This is a genomic window from Streptomyces sp. NPDC051776, assembly GCF_040681345.1.
Classification (GTDB): domain Bacteria; phylum Actinomycetota; class Actinomycetes; order Streptomycetales; family Streptomycetaceae; genus Streptomyces.
This window is the reverse complement of the sequence record NZ_JBFAYQ010000024.1, coordinates 1-16,537: the sequence shown is the minus strand read 5'-3', so window position 1 is coordinate 16,537 and position 16,537 is coordinate 1. Positions and strand designations below refer to the sequence as shown.

Sequence of the window (16,537 nt, the reverse complement as noted above, 5' to 3'; positions counted from 1 at the left end):
ATAGGTCGGGTAATACACCGTACGCACTGACGGTTCCAGCCGGAGCTGTCGTGCCTCACTGTGGCAGGAGGGACGGGGTGCAGAGCGCCCCGTATGGATGGACGTGAAGCGCTACTTCCGTGGGCCGGTCATGTGGATCGTGCTGGCCGTCCTCGCCGTGGTCGTGTTGATGCAGGTCGTCGGGTCGTCCGGCGGCTACAAGACGGTGGACACCGGCCAGGTTGTTCAGGCCATCGCCGAGAACAAGGTCAAGTCCGCCGAGCTCACGACCGGCGACGAAAACAAGATCAAGGTCGAACTCAAGGACGGCCAGAAGGTCGAAGGCAGCAACAAGCTGCAGGCCAGCTACATCGGTGACCAGGGTGCCCAGCTCGCCCAGGACCTCCAGGCCAAGACGAACGACAACGACAAGAACACCCTGCCCGACGGCTACACGGTCTCGCCGTCGAAGCAGAACCCGTTCGTCGGCGTCCTGCTGTCGCTGCTGCCGTTCGTCCTCATCGTCGTCGTCTTCCTGTTCCTGATGAACCAGATGCAGGGCGGTGGCTCCCGGGTGATGAACTTCGGGAAGTCCAAGGCCAAGCTGATCACCAAGGACACCCCGAAGACGACGTTCTCCGACGTGGCCGGTTCCGACGAGGCCGTCGAGGAGCTTCAGGAGATCAAGGAGTTCCTCCAGGAGCCCGCGAAGTTCCAGGCCGTCGGTGCCAAGATCCCCAAGGGCGTCCTGCTCTACGGCCCGCCCGGAACCGGTAAGACGCTGCTCGCGCGCGCCGTCGCGGGCGAGGCCGGGGTGCCGTTCTACTCGATCTCCGGCTCCGACTTCGTCGAGATGTTCGTCGGTGTCGGTGCCTCCCGGGTCCGCGACCTCTTCGAACAGGCCAAGGCAAACGCCCCGGCGATCGTCTTCGTCGACGAGATCGACGCCGTCGGCCGGCACCGCGGTGCCGGCCTCGGCGGCGGCCACGACGAGCGCGAGCAGACCCTGAACCAGTTGCTCGTCGAGATGGACGGCTTCGACGTGAAGGGCGGCGTCATCCTGATCGCCGCCACCAACCGGCCCGACATCCTGGACCCCGCCCTGCTGCGCCCAGGCCGCTTCGACCGGCAGATCGCCGTCGACCGCCCCGACATGCAGGGCCGCCTCGAGATCCTCAAGGTCCACCAGAAGGGCAAGCCGGTCGCGCCGGACGTCGACCTCGGCGCCGTCGCCCGCCGTACGCCGGGCTTCACCGGTGCCGATCTGTCCAACGTCCTGAACGAGGCCGCGCTGCTCACGGCCCGCAGCGACAGGAAGCTGATCGACAACCACTTCCTGGACGAGGCGATCGACCGCGTCGTGGCCGGCCCGCAGAAGCGGACCCGGATCATGAGCGACAAGGAGAAGAAGATCACCGCGTATCACGAGGGCGGACACGCCCTGGTCGCGGCGGCATCTCCCAACAGCGACCCCGTCCACAAGATCACGATCCTGTCGCGCGGCAGAGCCCTCGGTTACACGATGGTCCTGCCGGACGAGGACAAGTACTCCACCACGCGCAACGAGATGCTCGACCAGCTCGCGTACATGCTGGGCGGCCGCGCGGCGGAGGAGCTCGTCTTCCACGACCCCACCACAGGCGCGGCGAACGACATCGAGAAGGCGACGGCGACCGCCCGCGCGATGGTCACGCAGTACGGCATGACCGAGCGGCTGGGCGCGATCAAGTTCGGCTCCGACCAGTCCGAGCCCTTCCTCGGCCGCGAGATGGCTCATCAGCGCGACTACTCCGAAGAGGTCGCCGCGCTGGTCGACGAGGAGGTCAAGAAGCTCATCGAGGCGGCGCACAACGAGGCCTGGGAGATCCTCGTCGAGAACCGCGACATCCTCGACAACCTGGTCCTCGCGCTGCTCGAGAAGGAGACCCTCGGCAAGGAGGAGATCGCGGAGATCTTCTCGACCGTGGTGAAGCGTCCGTCGCGCCCGGCCTGGACCGGCTCCTCGCGTCGCACGCCCTCCACCCGGCCGCCGGTGCTCTCCCCGAAGGAACTGACCATGGCCAACGGTGCACAGCCGGGCGCCGGCGCGACCTCCGCAGCCGTGCCGACGGAGAAGGCCGACCGCCCGGAGGAGACCGGCTCCGAGAGCTGACCCCCGGCCACCAGGCCCCACGGGGTCCGGGATGAAAGCCGCGCCCCCTCGGGTTCTAACCTGAGGGGGCGCGGCTTTGGCCATACGCACGCACGCGCCTGCACGAACGCAAGAGGATCGAGGCACAGATGACCGACCCGGTGACGCTGTACGGCGACATCCCCATCGGCGACTTCGACGAGAAGCGGGCCGAGAACGCCATCCGGGAGCTGCTTCTCGCGGTGGGCGAGGACCCGGACCGGGACGGACTGCTCGAGACCCCGGCCCGAGTGGCGCGCGCGTACAAGGAGATGTTCGCCGGCCTGCGGCAGTCGGCGGAGGAGGTCCTGACGACGACCTTCGACCTCGGCCATGACGAAATGGTGCTGGTCAAGGACATCGAGGTCTACAGCACCTGCGAGCACCACCTCGTGCCGTTCCACGGCGTCGCCCACGTGGGCTACATCCCGTCCACCGACGGCAAGATCACCGGCTTGTCGAAGCTCGCCCGGCTCGTCGACGTCTACGCCCGCCGGCCGCAGGTCCAGGAGCGGATGACCACGCAGATCGCCGACTCCCTGATGCAGATCCTCGAACCGCGCGGTGTCATCGTCGTGGTCGAGTGCGAGCACATGTGCATGTCGATGCGCGGCATACGGAAGCCGGGGGCGAAGACCACCACCTCGGCAGTACGGGGTCAGCTCCGTGACTTCGCCACCCGGTCCGAGGCGATGAGCCTCATCATGGCGCGCTGAGCTCATCACGGGGCGCGCTGAGCCTCATCACGGCGCGCTGAGGCGGTTCGACAGCCAGTCCAGCGCCGGCGGTACCTCACGGTTCCAGGTGTTGGTGTTGTGGCCGCCGCTGTTGAGAATCATCGACGACACCTTCATCGGTTCCTTCGCCTTGGAGATGAACGTCAGGGTGTCCTTGTAGTTGTGCTCGCCCTTCCGGCTGCTGGCCAGGAGCACGGACACCGGAGGCATGGGCCGGTGGTCGAGACGCCAGAGCATGTCGTTCTCGCGCTCGAGTTGCTTGCTGCCGCCGAAGAGGTCACCCGTGGTCGGGTCCAGGGGCGCCTTGTACGTACCGGAGAGGGCGGCCGCGGCCGAGAACGCCTGCGGGTGGCGCATGGCCATCTTGACCGCGCAGTATCCGCCCGTGGAGTTGCCGATGACGCCCCAGCTGCGGGCCTTTGCGCCCACCCGGTAGTGGGAGCCGATCGCCGCGCGCACGTCCTGGGTGAAGAAGCTCTCCGTCTGCGGGCCGTTCGGGACGTCCACGCACTCGGTGTCGCGCGGCGGAGCGACGGTCGGCCGCATCAGGACGAGGATCGTCGGCTTCATGGCGCCCGCCTCGATGTGCTCGGTCGCGGTCTGCGGGTACCGCAGCCGCGTGATGAGGTTCTCGGCCGTACCGGGGAAGCCGGTGAGAACGACGGCCGCCGGGAACTCCCGGGCGGCGTAACGCTTTTGGAAGTACTGCGGCGGCAGATAGACGTACGCGGGTGACGCCAGGCCGGTGCTCTCGCCGTGGATCTGCACCTTGTCGATCCGGCCCGCCTGCCTCGGGTTGCCACCGCCCGGTACGCCAACGCCCTGCGAGCCGACGACGTGGAGCCGTTTCGCGGTGCCGTTGCCGTGGTCCACGACGATGCCCATGTCCGTATTGGTGCCGAACAGGTCGGCCCACGAGCTGTAGAAGCCGAAGTAGTTGTTGGCCGTGAGACCGCCGACGGCGAGGATCGAGAGCTGTGTCGCCAGCAGGACGCCTATTCGGGCCAGTACGGTGCGGGCGCCGCGACGGCCGAGACGTGGCCAGAACCAGACGGTGAGCGTGAACAGGGCGATCGACGCAACAATGGCGAGCAGCAGCACCTTTTTGCTGGTGAGACCCATGAATCGCTTCCTGTGCGGGCGACCCGGCTTCGTCCGTGTCGCGGTGGAAAGAGCTCCACCGCTTCCGAACCCGCCGAAAAAGCCGATGGAACCCGGGCCCCCGAAGCGGCGTCCTACAGGGCGCAAATCCTCCGGACGGCGTGACCGGCCGCCGGAGAAATGTCACGACGGAGCCACGGGAAGCGATGTCTGTCACGATAGATGGCGAAAAGTCCGATGCGGTTCCGGTGCCGCACAGGGGGCTGCACCGGCTGCTGCGCGGGCCGCGACCCGAGAAGGTGCCCGGACTCGTCGGCACGGCGTGCGCGGTCATCGGCTTCCTCGATGTGGCCGCCGGGGTCTTCCCCCGGTTCCGGCACAGCCGGATGCACGCCGTCGCCGAGGTGCTGCCCGGCGCCCTCGGCCCCTTCGCCGCGGCCCTCGCGATCAGCGCGGGCGTCCTGCTGCTGCTTCTGGCCCACGGCCTGAAGCGCCGCAAGCGGCGGGCGTGGGTGGCGGCCGTCGTGCTGCTGCCGGCGGGGGCGGTGGCGCAGTTCGTCTACCGCCACTCCGTCGTCGGCACCCTGCTCTCCCTGGCGCTGCTGGCTCTTCTGCTGCGCCACCAGCGCGAGTTCGCCGCCCTCCCCGACCCGCGCAGCCGCTGGAAGGCGTTGGCCAACTTCGTACTCCTCGGCGTCGGAAGCGTCGGCCTGGGCCTGATCATCGTCAGCTCCCATCCGCACCGGGTCGTCGGCGACCCCGGCTTCCTGGATCGCCTGGAGCATGTGCTGTACGGGCTGGTGGGCCTCGAAGGCCCGGTCGACTACACGGGACAGGTGTCCTGGACCGTCGGCTACTCGCTCGGCGCGCTCGGCCTGCTGATCGCCGTGACCACCCTCTACCTCGCGCTCCGCCCCGAGTCCCCCGCCGCCCGGCTCACCGACCACGACGAGGCGCGGCTGCGGGAGTTGCTGGAGCAGCACGGAGGCCGCGACTCGCTCGGCCACTTCGCGCTGCGCCGCGACAAGGGCGTCGTCTTCTCGCCGTCCGGCAAGGCCGCCGTCTGCTATCGCGTCGTCTGCGGCGTGATGCTGGCGAGCGGCGACCCGATAGGTGATGTCGAAGCGTGGCCGGGCGCCATCGAGCGGTTCATGGAGCAGGCGCGGCTGCACTCCTGGACGCCCGCGGTCATGGGCTGCAGCGAGACCGGCGGCCACGTCTGGACCCGGGAGACCGGCCTGGACGCGCTGGAGCTGGGTGACGAAGCCGTCGTGCACGTACGGGACTTCACGCTCTCCGGGCGCGCCATGCGCAATGTCCGGCAGATGGTGAAGCGGATCGAGCGGGGCGGTTACGAGACGCGGGTGCGCCGGGTGGCCGACCTCGGCCCCGAGGAGCTGGAACGCATCCGGCGGGCCGCGTCGGAGTGGCGCGGGACCGACACCGAGCGCGGCTTCTCGATGGCGCTCGGGCGGATCGGCGACCCGGCGGACGGCGACTGTGTGATCGCCACCGCCCACAAGGCCGATGAGGACGGAAACCCGGGCCCGTACGGCGACTTGAAGGCCGTCCTCCACTTCGTGCCCTGGGGCCGGGACGGAATGTCGCTCGATCTGATGCGCCGCGACCGGTCGGCGGACCCGGGCATGAACGAACTGCTGATCGTGGCCGCGCTGCAGGCCGCGCCCGGGCTGGGCGTGCAGCGGGTGTCGCTGAACTTCGCGATGTTCCGCTCCGCGCTGGCGCGCGGGGAGCGGCTGGGCGCCGGGCCGGTGCTCCGCGGGTGGCGCGGGCTGCTGGTGTTCCTCTCCCGCTGGTTCCAGATCGAGTCGCTCTACAAGTTCAATGCCAAGTTCCGGCCCGTCTGGGAGCCGCGGTTCCTGGTCTTCCGCAACACCCGCGACCTGCCCCGGATCGGCTTCGCGGCGATGCAGGCCGAGGGCTTCGTCACGCTCGGGCTGCCGCGTCCCTTCAACCGCGGCGGCGCGACCCGGCAGGCACGCCCGTGCGCGCACGTGTCCGTCGTGACACCGGCCCGGACGGCCGAAAGGGAGCCGCAGGCGGCGTAGCCCCGCCCCTCGTCGCAGGTCGTACGGCCGCTCGTGCGGTACGTCGGACGACTGCCCGGCCCGCCCCGCCCGCGGCCCCCCGGGAAGGTCAGGCCTAGTCTGGGGGCATGAGTACGTTGCGCGGCCGGGTGGCCGGCCTCCCCTGGTGGGACCGCTGTGCCGTGATGGGCGTGGTCAACGTCACGCCCGACTCCTTCTCGGACGGAGGGCGCTGGTTCGACACAGAGGCGGCGGTCAAGCGCGGCCTCGACCTCGCCGACACGGGGGCCGACCTGGTGGACGTGGGCGGGGAGTCGACCCGCCCGGGCGCCTCGCGGGTGGACGAGGCCGAGGAGCTGCGCCGGGTCATCCCGGTCGTACGCGGCTTGGCGGACGAAGGTGTCGTGGTGTCCGTGGACACCATGCGCGCCTCGGTCGCCGAGCGGGCGGTCGCCGCGGGCGCGGTGCTGGTCAACGATGTGAGCGGCGGGCTCGCGGACCCGGCGATGGTGCCGGTGGTGGCCGCGGCACGGGTGCCCTTCGTCGTCATGCACTGGCGCGGTTTCAGCCAGGACATGAACAGCCGCGCGGTCTACGGGGACGTGGTCGCGGAGGTCGTTTCCGAACTACGCGCCCGTATGGACGCGGTGGTCGCGGGAGGCATCGATCCCGAGCGGATCGTGGTGGACCCCGGTCTCGGCTTCGCGAAGGAGGCCGACCACGACCTGGCTCTGGTCGCGCATCTGCAGGAGCTCCGCACGCTGGGCCGCCCGCTGCTGGTGGCCGCCTCGCGCAAGCGGTTCCTCGGACGCGTGCTGGCTGCCGAGGACGGCAGCCCGCCGCCGGCCCGCGAGCGGGACGCCGCCACCGCCGCCGTCTCGGCCATAGCGGCCCGCGAGGGCGCCTGGGCGGTACGGGTGCACGAGGTACGGGCGACGGCGGACGCGGTGCGTGTGGCGCGTGCGGTCGAGGGGGCACAGTGAGCGGCGAGGGGACAGTGTGAACGACGCACACGTCGCGGCGGAGGGCGGCCGGACGGGCCAGGGGGTGCGGTGAGCGCGGCCCGTACGGACCGCGAGCTGGTCGAGCAGGCCAACACGGCCCTCTACGAGGCCATGGAACAGGGCGACTTCGAGGTCCTGTCCGGGATGTGGCTGGACGGCGACGTGAGCTGCGTGCATCCGGGCTGGCCCGTGCTGCGCGGCCACAACGAGGTGCTCCGCTCGTACGCCCTGATCATGGCCAACACCGACTACATCCAGTTCTTCCTGACCGATGTGGAAGTCGCGGTGGAGGACGACACCGCGCTGGTGACGTGCACGGAGAACATCCTCAGCGGCGGGCCCGCCGAGGAGTCGGGCGAGCTGGGGCCGCTCGTCGGCCAGCTCGTGGTGGCCACGAATGTGTTCCGTCGCACAGCGGATGGCTGGAAGCTGTGGTCTCATCACGGATCACCCGTGCTGGCCGACACCCAGAACGAGGAGGACGGCGAGAGCTGATCGCCGTACCGCCCGGTGCCCCGCTCGCGCCGTACCGCCCGGTGACCCGCTCCCACTCGTTCGAGCCAAGCAGGCGCCGGGTAGGGGTGGGGTACGGGGGTGTGGGTAGGCACGGCCCGAGCGGCAGGACCCGCCGGGCACGACCGGCCCGGTGGGTGGGCGCGGCCCGTGGGGAGGCCCTGTCCGTGCTCGCAGGTAGATTCGTGTGCGCGTGGCACGCGGCCTGCGGGTCGTGCGCGCCCGATACAGACGATCAGCAGGAGTGATTCGCGTGGACCGTGTCGCGCTGCGCGGCCTGAGGGCTCGTGGGCACCACGGGGTGTTCCCGCAGGAGCGCGCCGAGGGCCAGACCTTCGTCGTGGACCTGGTGCTGGGCCTGGACACCCGCCCGGCGGCGGCAGGGGACGACCTCGCGAAGACCGTGCACTACGGGGTGGTGGCCGAGGAGGTCGTGGGCATCGTCCAGGGCGAGCCGGTCGACCTGATCGAGACGCTGGCCGAGCGGATCGCTCAGCAGTGCCTGAAGCACGAGGCCGTGCAGGAGGTCGAGGTCGTCGTGCACAAACCGGACGCCCCGATCACCGTGCCGTTCGACGACGTGACCATCACGATCACCCGGAGCCGAGTATGAGCACCAGCAGCGACCCGACCGTGCAGCCCGTGCCCGCTGCGGTGGTCCAGCAGGTCGACGCGGCCGACGTGACGTTGAGCAATCCCAAACGCGCGGTCATCGCCCTCGGCAGCAACCTCGGCAACCGCCTGGAGACGCTCCAGGGCGCGGTCGACGCACTGGAGGACACCCCCGGGCTCCGGGTCAAGGCGGTCTCCCCGGTCTACGAGACGCAGCCGTGGGGCGTGGAGCCGCAGTCGCAGCCGACGTATTTCAACGCCGTGGTGCTGGTCAAGACGACCCTGCCGCCGTCCTCGCTGCTGGAGCGCTCACACGCGATCGAGGAGGCCTTCCAGCGCGTGCGCGACGAGCGCTTCGGGCCGCGGACGCTGGACGTGGACATCCTGGCGTATCAGGACGTGCGGTCGGACGACCCGCGGCTGACGCTGCCCCACCCGCGCGCCCATGAGCGCGCCTTCGTCCTGGTGCCGTGGCACGACGTCGAGCCGGGCGCCGAGGTGCCCGGCCACGGTGCCGTCGCCGAGTTGCTGGCCGCCGTCGGGCGCTCCGGCGTCGTACCCCGTACGGACCTGGAACTCCGCCTGCCCGAGTAGTCGTTAGGCTCCCCGGTACGGGCAGTGGACCGCGGGCCGCGTCCCGGCCGCGTGGACACGGGTGGCGTCGCGAGGAGAGAGAACACGTGAAGGAGCTGCGGGTCAGGGTCCTGTTCGGGCTGTTCGTCGTCGCCGCGGTGCTGTCCTGGGCCGGCGCACGGCTGTGGGACACCTTCGGCACGCTGCCCCGGGTCCCGGTGGCCGCGCCGATCGTGCTCGGGGTGATCGCCGCCGTCCTCGGCGCGACCGCGCTGGCGTTGCGCGCGCGCCTGAAGGCTCAGCGGGAGCGGCGCCCGGGCGCGAAGGGAGTGGATCCGCTGGTCGCCGCTCGCGCCGTGGTGTTCGGGCAGGCGAGCGCTCTGGTGGCATCGCTGGTCGCCGGGATGTACGGGGGCACATTCATTTTCCTGCTGCTGGACGGGCTGGACGCGGGTCCGCGCCGTGACCAGGCGATCTACGCGGGACTCTCGGTGGTGACGGGCATCGCGGTCGTGGTCGCGGCGCTGTTCCTCGAGCGGGTCTGCAAGCTCCCGGAGGACGAGGACAACGACAAGCCGCAGGGCGCCGCGGCGTAGGACCTGCCGGCAACGCCCGCCGGGCCCGCGACGCCTTGTGCCCGCACATCGCCGTCCACCGCTGGCCGGGGGCGCGCCGCAACGGTATTCCGGGGGAGGCGCCCACGCTGCGCCGACGGGCACGCCACGGCGTAGGTCGCCTGGCGGGGCGGCGTACGGCCTATGCCCCGGCCACCGTCTCCAGGTCCACGTCCTCGCGAGCGATCGCGTTCGCGTCCGCGTCGATCGAGCGCCGGAGTGCCTCGTGGAGGCGGGCCGGGGTGAGGACGCCGAGGAAGCGGTCGCCGTCGACGACCGCGATCCAGCCCGCGTCGTGCTGGAGCATCGTGCTGAACGCCTGCTTCAGGGTGGAGCCCAGTGGAAGCCAGGCCTCCATACGGCGGGCATGCTCCCGGACCGTACCCCTGGGCGCGCTCCCGGCCGAGGAGCCGGCGGTCACCGAGTCCAGCGAGATCCAGCCGTGCAGGTTGTCGGAGTCGTCCAGGACCACGGCCCAGCGCGCGTCCTCAGAGGCCAGCCGGGCGGCGGCCTTCGGGAGCGGGTCGTCGAGATGGACGACCGGCGGCTGTACGAGGTCGCCCGCCTCTGTCGCGGTCACCGACAGCCGCTTGAGGCCCCGGTCGGCGCCCACGAAGTCGGCGACGTACGAGGTGGCGGGGGCGCCGAGGACGGCGGCGGGCGGGTCGAACTGCTCGATGCGCCCTTCTCCGTAGACGGCGATGCGGTCGCCGAGGCGCACCGCCTCCTCGATGTCGTGGGTGACGAAGAGGACGGTCTTCCGCACCTGGGACTGCAGGCGCAGGAACTCGTTCTGCAGATGTTCGCGCACGACCGGGTCGACGGCGCCGAACGGCTCGTCCATCAGCAGGACGGGCGGGTCGGCGGCGAGCGCGCGTGCCACGCCGACGCGCTGGCGCTGGCCGCCGGAGAGCTGGTCGGGGTAGCGGTTGCCGTGGACGGACGGGTCGAGGCCGACCAGATCGAGGAGTTCGGCCGCCCGCGCGCGGGCCTTCTTGCGCTGCCAGCCGAGGAGGTGGGGGACGGTCGCGGTGTTGTCGAGGACGGTCCGGTGCGGGAACAGGCCGACCTGCTGGATGACGTAGCCGACGCGGCGGCGCAGCTTCACCGGGTCGATGGTCGAAATGTCCTGGTTATCCAGGAAGATGGAGCCGGAGGTGGGTTCGATGAGGCGGTTGACCATCTTCATCGTCGTGGTCTTGCCGCAGCCCGAAGGTCCGACGAGCGTGACCAGCTCGCCCTCCGCGACCTCGAAGGACAAGTCGTCGACGGCGGTGGTGCCGTCGGCGTAGCGCTTGGTGACGTGCTCGAAGCGGATCATGACACCTCATTGTGGCCGGTCATGGGCCGGAAACGTATGAAGAAACGATTGCGGCAGTGTGGCAGTCTTCACCGATTGTCAGTCCTTGGGGATAGGGTCGCCAGGCATTGATTTCGCGAAGTCCGGGGGAGGTGGACGCGCGTGGCGGACTGCCTGGAGACGAACGACTGGATCTGCGGCAAGTACCTCAGCTCCCGCAGCCAGGAGTTGATCGACGCCACGGTCCAGCACATCGGCATCACTGCCGCCTCCGTCTCGATCGGCCTGCTGGTCGCCTTCCCGCTGGCCCTGCTCGCCCGCAGGCGGGGCGGGTTCGCCGGGCCCGTGCTGGGCCTGACCTCCGTGCTCTACACCGTGCCGTCGCTCGCGATGTTCTCGCTGCTGATGCCGCTGTTCGGGGTCTCGGTCTCCGTGGTCGTCACGGGGCTCGTGCTCTACTCGCTGACCGTTCTCGTACGGAACGTCCTGGCGGGCCTCGACGCGGTGCCCGCGGAGGCCCGCGAGGCCGCCCGCGGGATGGGATACGGGCCGGTGCGGCTGCTGTTCGAGGTCGAGCTGCCGCTCGCGCTGCCCGCGCTGATCGGCGGTGTGCGCATCGCCGCGGTCTCGACGATCGCGCTCACCACGGTCGGCGCCATCGTCGGGTACGGCGGTCTGGGCACGCTCATCCTGGAGGGCCTCGACACCTACTTCAAAGCCCAAGTGCTCACCGCCTCCGTCATCTGCGTCGTGCTGGCCGTCACCGCCGACGTGGCGCTGCTCGGTGTGCAGCGGCTGCTCACACCGTGGACGCGCGTCCGGGCGCGCGCGGGAAAGGTGGCCTGACGGATGGGTGCGATCGCCGATTCGTGGACCTGGCTGACCACGGGCGCCAACTGGGCGGGGGAGAACGGGGTTTGGCACCGGCTCGGTGAGCACCTGTACTTCAGCTCGGTGTGCCTCCTGCTGGCCTGCCTGATCTCGCTGCCGGTCGCCTTGTATCTGGGGCATATCGGCAAAGGCGGTGCGCTCGCCGTCAATCTGTCCAATGTCGGGCGGGCCGTTCCCACGCTGGCCGTGCTCGTGCTGCTCACGCTGACTCCGCTCGGCAGGCAGGGCGACCTGCCGACGATCATCGCGCTGGTGCTCTTCGCCGTACCGCCCTTGCTGACCAACGCCTACATCGGCATGCGTGAGGTTGACGCCGCCGTGGTGGAGGCCGCCCGGGGCATGGGCATGTCCGGCGGCCAGCTCTTCCTGAGGGTCGAACTCCCCCTCGCCCACCCACTGATCATGACCGGACTGCGGTCCGCGGCGGTCCAGGTCATCGCCACGGCGACCCTTGCCGCGATGGCCGGCGAGGGCGGCCTCGGCCGGATCATCACAAACGGTTTCAACACGTACAACACCCCGCAGGTGGTGGCCGGGGCGGTGCTCGTGGCCGCGCTGGCCATGGTCGTCGAGGCCCTGCTCGTCGCCGCGGGGCGGCTTCTCGACCCCATGCGGCGGCGTCCTGTCGCAGCCGCCCCGGCCACGGCCGTGGCCAAGGCACTCTGAACAACGATCGGTTGGATGGTGATTCGCATGAGCAGGACGGCGCGTACGAGACGAGCGGTGCGGGTGGCGGGTGCCGCCGTGGCCGCGGCCGCCCTGGCCGCCACCGCTGCCGGATGCGGCGGCGAAAGCCTGGAGAGCAAGGAGGGGGGCTCGGGCACCGGCGGGGGCAAGAAGAGTTCGCTGGTGATCGGTTCCGCCGGGTTCACCGAGTCCGCCCTCATGGCCGAGCTCTACAAGCAGGTGCTGGAGGACGCCGGGTACGGTGCGTCCGTCAAGACGCTGAAGAACCGCGAGCTGTACGAACCGGCCCTGGAGAAGGGCCAGATCGACATCGTGCCGGAGTACGCCGCGACGCTCGCCGAGTTCCTCAACGGCAAGAAGAACGGGTCGAAGGCCGAGCCCGTCGCCTCCAGCGATGTGGACAAGACCGTGGCGGAGCTCAAGAAGCTCGCCGAGCCCAAGGGCCTCAAAGTCCTCCCCGCCGGTGAGGCCGTCGACCAGAACGCCTTCGCCGTCACCAAGGAGTACGCCGCGAAGCACAAGCTGAAGTCGCTCTCCGATTTGGGCGAGTCCAAGCAGAAGATCAAACTCGCGGCGGGCGACGAGTGCGAGATCCGGCCATTCTGCGAGCCGGGCCTGGAGAAGACCTACGGCATCGACATCTCGGGAATCGACCCCAAGGGCGTGGGCACGCCGCAGGCCAAGCAGGCCGTCAAGGACGGCTCCGACCAGCTCGTCCTGACCACCACGACCGATGCCACGCTCGAGGACTTCGGACTCGTGCTGCTCGAGGACGACAAGCACCTGCAGAACGCGGACAACGTGCTGCCGGTGGTCAATGAGAAGGATACGGGCGACAAGGAGATCGAAACGGCCCTCAACAAGCTCACCGAGGTGCTCACGACGGACGACTTGATCCAGCTCAACCGCAAGATCGACGCACAGCGGCAGAAGCCCGCGGATGTCGCGAAGGAGTACTTGGAGTCCAAGGGCTTGCTGAAGGGGTAGCCCAGGCGTAACCGGCGGAAAACAGATTGGCGGGCGGCTCCCCACGCGTACCGCACGCACGGTAAGTTTCTGGCCATGTCACGTGGACGTCACCGTCATTCGCCGCCCCTGCACAGGCTTCTTCCCCCCTCGGCGGTCGCCGGCGCGTCGGTCGCCTGCGCCTCGGGTGCCTTGCTGCTCGGCGATCCCGTGGTGCTCCGCGTACTGGTGGCGGCCGCGGCCGCGGCCGCAGTGACCGGCGCGGTCCTGATGCGTTCCTGGGACCGCGCCGCGGGGAAGCGCGTCGCCGAGCTCACCCGGGCGCGCACCAGCGACGAATGGCGTCACGAGGAGCGGGTCGCCGAACTCGAGGCGGACGTCGAGGAGTCACGCGAGCTGCGGGCCGCGCTCGAGGCCAAGCTGCGCAGGAAGCGCGCCGAACTCTCCCGGCTGCGCAACGAACATGCCGAGCTTCTGCGCCGGTACGCCACCGCGGAGACCGAGCGGGCCAGCGCGCTCGAAGGCCGCAGGCTGCTCGAACTGGAGACGGTGGCGCCCACCAAGGCGCTGCCCGCCACGCCCGGCGACGGTCTCCTCGACGCCAACGGTGCCCCGACACCCGGCGCGTACGCCAAGGCCGACACGGCCCTCACCGAACTCGTGCGCAACGGCGCCCGTCAGAACGCGAAGCGGGCCGCCGAAGCCGCTCGCCGCCGTGAACTCGCCGAGCAGGAGCGGCAGGAAACGGAGGCGGAGCAGGAGTCCTCGGTGAACCTCGGCGCTGTTGCGGAGAACGCCCCGGCCGCGGCTCAGGCCGTGGACGCCCGCCCTGACGGGGAGACCGCCCGCCCTGACGGGGACACCGCCGGCGACGAAGCCTCCGCCGCGTCCGACGCGGCGGCGGCATCGGGCGACGACCACCGCGCGGTCGCTGCCGCCGTCGCGGTCGTGCCCTACGAGCCTCCGCGCCGCCCGACTCCCCGGGTCGAGGGCGGCTTCGACTTCTTCGGCACCAGTGCGGGCACCCGCAAGGAGGCCTTCGCTCCCTCGACCCAGCGGCTCCAGCTCGCCTCTGCCATTGCCCACCCCGAAGAGGCCTTCACCTCCGAGGAGCCGGTGGACGGGCATGCGTCCGCCGCCGAGCCGTCGAACGGTCACGGTCCCGCCGACGGTCATGTCTCGACCGAGGAGACCCCCAGCGGGCATGTGCCGGAAGCGGACCCGGAGACGGACGAGGCCGCGGCCGGGAGGGCCACGAAGAACGTGGGCGGAGTCGAGGACGGAACCTCGGACGGGCCCTCGTACGGGGCCGGGGACACGGACGAGGACGGGGACACGGACGAGGACGGGGTTGCGGACACGGACGTGCCCTCGGAGGCGGCCGGACACGCGGACGTGGGCGCGGACGCGGACAGGGCCGGGCCTTCGTACGCGGCCGGGGACACGGACGAGGACGGGGTTGCGGACACGGACGTGCCCTCGGAGGCGGCCGGACACGCGGACGTGGGCGCGGACTTGGGCGCGGAGGACGAGGACGCGGACAGGGCTGCGGACACGGACAGGGCGCCGGACACGGACAGTGCGCCGGACACGGACGGGGAGGCCCGCTCCAGGACGACCGATGAGCGGGTGAATGACGACCTCGAGGGCGAGGACCTCGCGGATGTCGTGGGGGCAGAGGTCCTGGCCGCCGCCGGTCAGGACGACCGTGGCGCGGGCGATGTCGTCGACCTCACCGAGCACGACGAGACCGAACAGCTCGACGTACGGCAGCTGCGCGCCCACTCGTCGTAGGCCGTACCGCCGTCGTGGCTCGGTCCCCCGGCCCCCGCCTCCGTGGCTGCCCCGATGACGCGGCCGGGCCGGAGGCCATCGCTGCGCCTACCCGCGGTGCGCAACACCTGTGCGCCGCGGGTCACTTGTCGATGTCGCCCACGACGAAGAACATCGAGCCGAGGATCGCGACCATGTCCGCGACCAGCGTGTCCGGCAGAAGCACCGTCAGCGCCTGGATGTTGTTGAAGGAGGCCGAGCGCAGCTTCAGCCGGTACGGCGTCTTCTCCCCCTTGGACACCAGGTAGTAGCCATTGAGGCCGAGCGGGTTCTCCGTCCACGTGTACGTGTGGCCCTCCGGCGCCTTCAGCACCTTCGGCAGCCGCTGGTTGACCGGCCCCTGTCCCATCTCGTCGAGCCGGTCCAGACAGGCGTCCGCCAGCTCCAGTGCGTTGTGCGTCTGCTCCAGCAGGCACTCGAAGCGGGCGAGGCAGTCGCCCTCTGCCCTGGTGACCACCTTCAGGACGTCCTGCAGCTCCCCGTAGGCGAGGTACGGCTCGTCGCGCCGCAGGTCGAAGTCCACCCCGGACGCGCGGGCGATCGGCCCGCTCACGCCGTACGCGTGCACGTCCTCCGGGGACAGGACCCCGACGCCGCGGGTCCGGCCGCGGAAGATCTCGTTGCCGAGGACCAGCCGGTCGTACACGTCCATGCGGGAGCGCACCTCGGCGACGGCCGCGCGCGCCCGGCCGAGCCATCCCGCGGGGATGTCCTCCTTGAGCCCGCCGACACGGTTGAACATGTAGTGCATCCGGCCGCCGGAGATCTCCTCCATGACGTGCTGGAGGTCCTCGCGCTCGCGGAACGCATGGAAGATGGGGGTGATTCCACCCAGTTCGAGGGGGTACGAGCCCAGGAACATCAGGTGGTTGAGGACGCGGTTCAGCTCGGCCAGCAGTGTCCGCAGCCAGACGGCGCGCTCCGGCACCTCCATGCCGAGCATCCGCTCCACGCCGAGCACGACGCCGAGCTCGCCCGAGAAGGCCGACAGCCAGTCGTGGCGGTTGGCGAGCACGATGATCTGGCGGTAGTCGCGCGCCTCGAAGAGCTTCTCGGCGCCGCGGTGCATATAGCCGATCACCGGTTCCGCGCGTTGGATCCGCTCGCCGTCCAGCACGATCCGCAGCCGCAGCACGCCGTGCGTGGAGGGGTGCTGCGGTCCGATGTTGAGCACCATGTCCGTGCTCTCCGCTGCACCGCCGATCCCGACCGTCGTCTCCGTCATGAGGACAGTCTCGCAGCTCGCTCCGGCACCCAGTGCCGCCCCCGCCAAGGTCTGCCCTGCTCGCCGCCCTGGCACGGCCGTCTGCTGCGTTGCCGGATCGGCCGAGCAGGCCCACGACGAGGCCGATCCGGCGCCTTGCATCCGACCGCACCAGGACGTCTCGCCACCGGGCCGACCTCGGCGAGGGCGGCACTAGGGAGCGTATTTGGTCGTGATCAAGGGGTGGCTCGCGTGAGGTCCTTGATCCAGATCATCGAGGCGCGGAGGTGTAGGCCGGCAAGGTA

The 16,537-nt window shown here is 70.4% G+C and carries 15 protein-coding genes; 12 read left to right on the top strand and 3 right to left on the bottom strand.

What is annotated here, in order from left to right; genetic code table 11:
* The first annotated feature begins 97 nt into the window (after positions 1-97).
* On the top strand, positions 98-2,131 hold the full coding sequence (ftsH, locus tag AB0M26_RS19320) for an ATP-dependent zinc metalloprotease FtsH (RefSeq protein ID WP_365262471.1): 2,034 nt from the start codon (positions 98-100) through the stop codon (positions 2,129-2,131).
* Positions 2,132-2,259: 128 nt separating this feature from the next.
* A complete protein-coding gene (gene folE, locus AB0M26_RS19315; protein ID WP_365262468.1) occupies positions 2,260-2,865 on the top strand; it encodes a GTP cyclohydrolase I FolE in 606 nt (201 codons plus the stop codon).
* Between the two features lie 27 nt (positions 2,866-2,892).
* On the opposite strand, the gene AB0M26_RS19310 is transcribed toward folE, so the two are convergent.
* Positions 2,893-4,008: an alpha/beta hydrolase-fold protein gene (locus AB0M26_RS19310; protein WP_365262465.1), complete on the bottom strand. Its 1,116-nt coding sequence runs from the start codon at positions 4,006-4,008 to the stop codon at positions 2,893-2,895.
* A 185-nt stretch (positions 4,009-4,193) separates the two neighbouring features.
* Here AB0M26_RS19310 and AB0M26_RS19305 point away from each other — a divergent pair, with 185 nt between their 5' ends.
* From AB0M26_RS19305 to AB0M26_RS19280, 6 genes are all read left to right on the top strand, one after another.
* Entirely contained in the window at positions 4,194-6,056 is a 1,863-nt protein-coding gene (locus AB0M26_RS19305; RefSeq protein ID WP_365262462.1) for a phosphatidylglycerol lysyltransferase domain-containing protein, read from the top strand.
* Positions 6,057-6,163: 107 nt separating this feature from the next.
* Positions 6,164-7,018, top strand: coding sequence for a dihydropteroate synthase (gene folP / locus AB0M26_RS19300; RefSeq protein WP_365262459.1), 855 nt, complete (start codon positions 6,164-6,166; stop codon positions 7,016-7,018).
* A gap of 69 nt (positions 7,019-7,087) precedes the next feature.
* On the top strand, positions 7,088-7,534 hold the full coding sequence (locus tag AB0M26_RS19295; protein WP_365262456.1) for a nuclear transport factor 2 family protein: 447 nt from the start codon (positions 7,088-7,090) through the stop codon (positions 7,532-7,534).
* Positions 7,535-7,805: 271 nt separating this feature from the next.
* The gene (folB, locus tag AB0M26_RS19290; protein ID WP_365262453.1) at positions 7,806-8,165 is read left to right on the top strand and encodes a dihydroneopterin aldolase; all 360 of its coding nucleotides are present in this window, start codon (positions 7,806-7,808) and stop codon (positions 8,163-8,165) included.
* Positions 8,162-8,758, top strand: a complete 597-nt coding sequence (gene folK / locus AB0M26_RS19285; protein ID WP_365262451.1) for a 2-amino-4-hydroxy-6-hydroxymethyldihydropteridine diphosphokinase — start codon at positions 8,162-8,164, stop codon at positions 8,756-8,758. The genes folB and folK overlap by 4 nt, the downstream gene beginning before the upstream one ends.
* Before the next feature lie 86 nt (positions 8,759-8,844).
* Positions 8,845-9,333, top strand: a complete 489-nt coding sequence (locus AB0M26_RS19280) for a DUF3180 domain-containing protein (protein ID WP_365262448.1) — start codon at positions 8,845-8,847, stop codon at positions 9,331-9,333.
* A gap of 160 nt (positions 9,334-9,493) precedes the next feature.
* Here AB0M26_RS19280 and AB0M26_RS19275 read toward each other — a convergent pair whose 3' ends face one another.
* Positions 9,494-10,672 (bottom strand): betaine/proline/choline family ABC transporter ATP-binding protein, encoded by a 1,179-nt coding sequence (locus AB0M26_RS19275; protein WP_365262445.1) that lies wholly within the window; start codon positions 10,670-10,672, stop codon positions 9,494-9,496.
* Positions 10,673-10,813: 141 nt separating this feature from the next.
* On the opposite strand from AB0M26_RS19275, the gene AB0M26_RS19270 reads away from it, so the two are divergent.
* The 4 genes from AB0M26_RS19270 to AB0M26_RS19255 all read left to right on the top strand — a co-directional run bounded on the left by AB0M26_RS19270 (position 10,814) and on the right by AB0M26_RS19255 (position 14,989).
* Positions 10,814-11,497: an ABC transporter permease gene (locus AB0M26_RS19270; protein WP_365262442.1), complete on the top strand. Its 684-nt coding sequence runs from the start codon at positions 10,814-10,816 to the stop codon at positions 11,495-11,497.
* Between the two features lie 3 nt (positions 11,498-11,500).
* Positions 11,501-12,208 (top strand): ABC transporter permease, encoded by a 708-nt coding sequence (locus tag AB0M26_RS19265; RefSeq protein WP_365262439.1) that lies wholly within the window; start codon positions 11,501-11,503, stop codon positions 12,206-12,208.
* Between the two features lie 27 nt (positions 12,209-12,235).
* Complete coding sequence (locus AB0M26_RS19260) at positions 12,236-13,216, top strand: ABC transporter substrate-binding protein (RefSeq protein ID WP_365262436.1); 981 nt, start codon at positions 12,236-12,238, stop codon at positions 13,214-13,216.
* 75 nt (positions 13,217-13,291) lie between these two features.
* Complete coding sequence (locus AB0M26_RS19255) at positions 13,292-14,989, top strand: hypothetical protein (protein WP_365262433.1); 1,698 nt, start codon at positions 13,292-13,294, stop codon at positions 14,987-14,989.
* 121 nt (positions 14,990-15,110) lie between these two features.
* Here AB0M26_RS19255 and AB0M26_RS19250 read toward each other — a convergent pair whose 3' ends face one another.
* Positions 15,111-16,253 carry an NADH-quinone oxidoreductase subunit D gene (locus AB0M26_RS19250; protein WP_365262430.1) on the bottom strand — a complete coding sequence of 381 codons (1,143 nt, stop codon included), beginning with the start codon at positions 16,251-16,253 and terminating at the stop codon, positions 15,111-15,113.
* Positions 16,254-16,537: the final 284 nt, after the last annotated feature.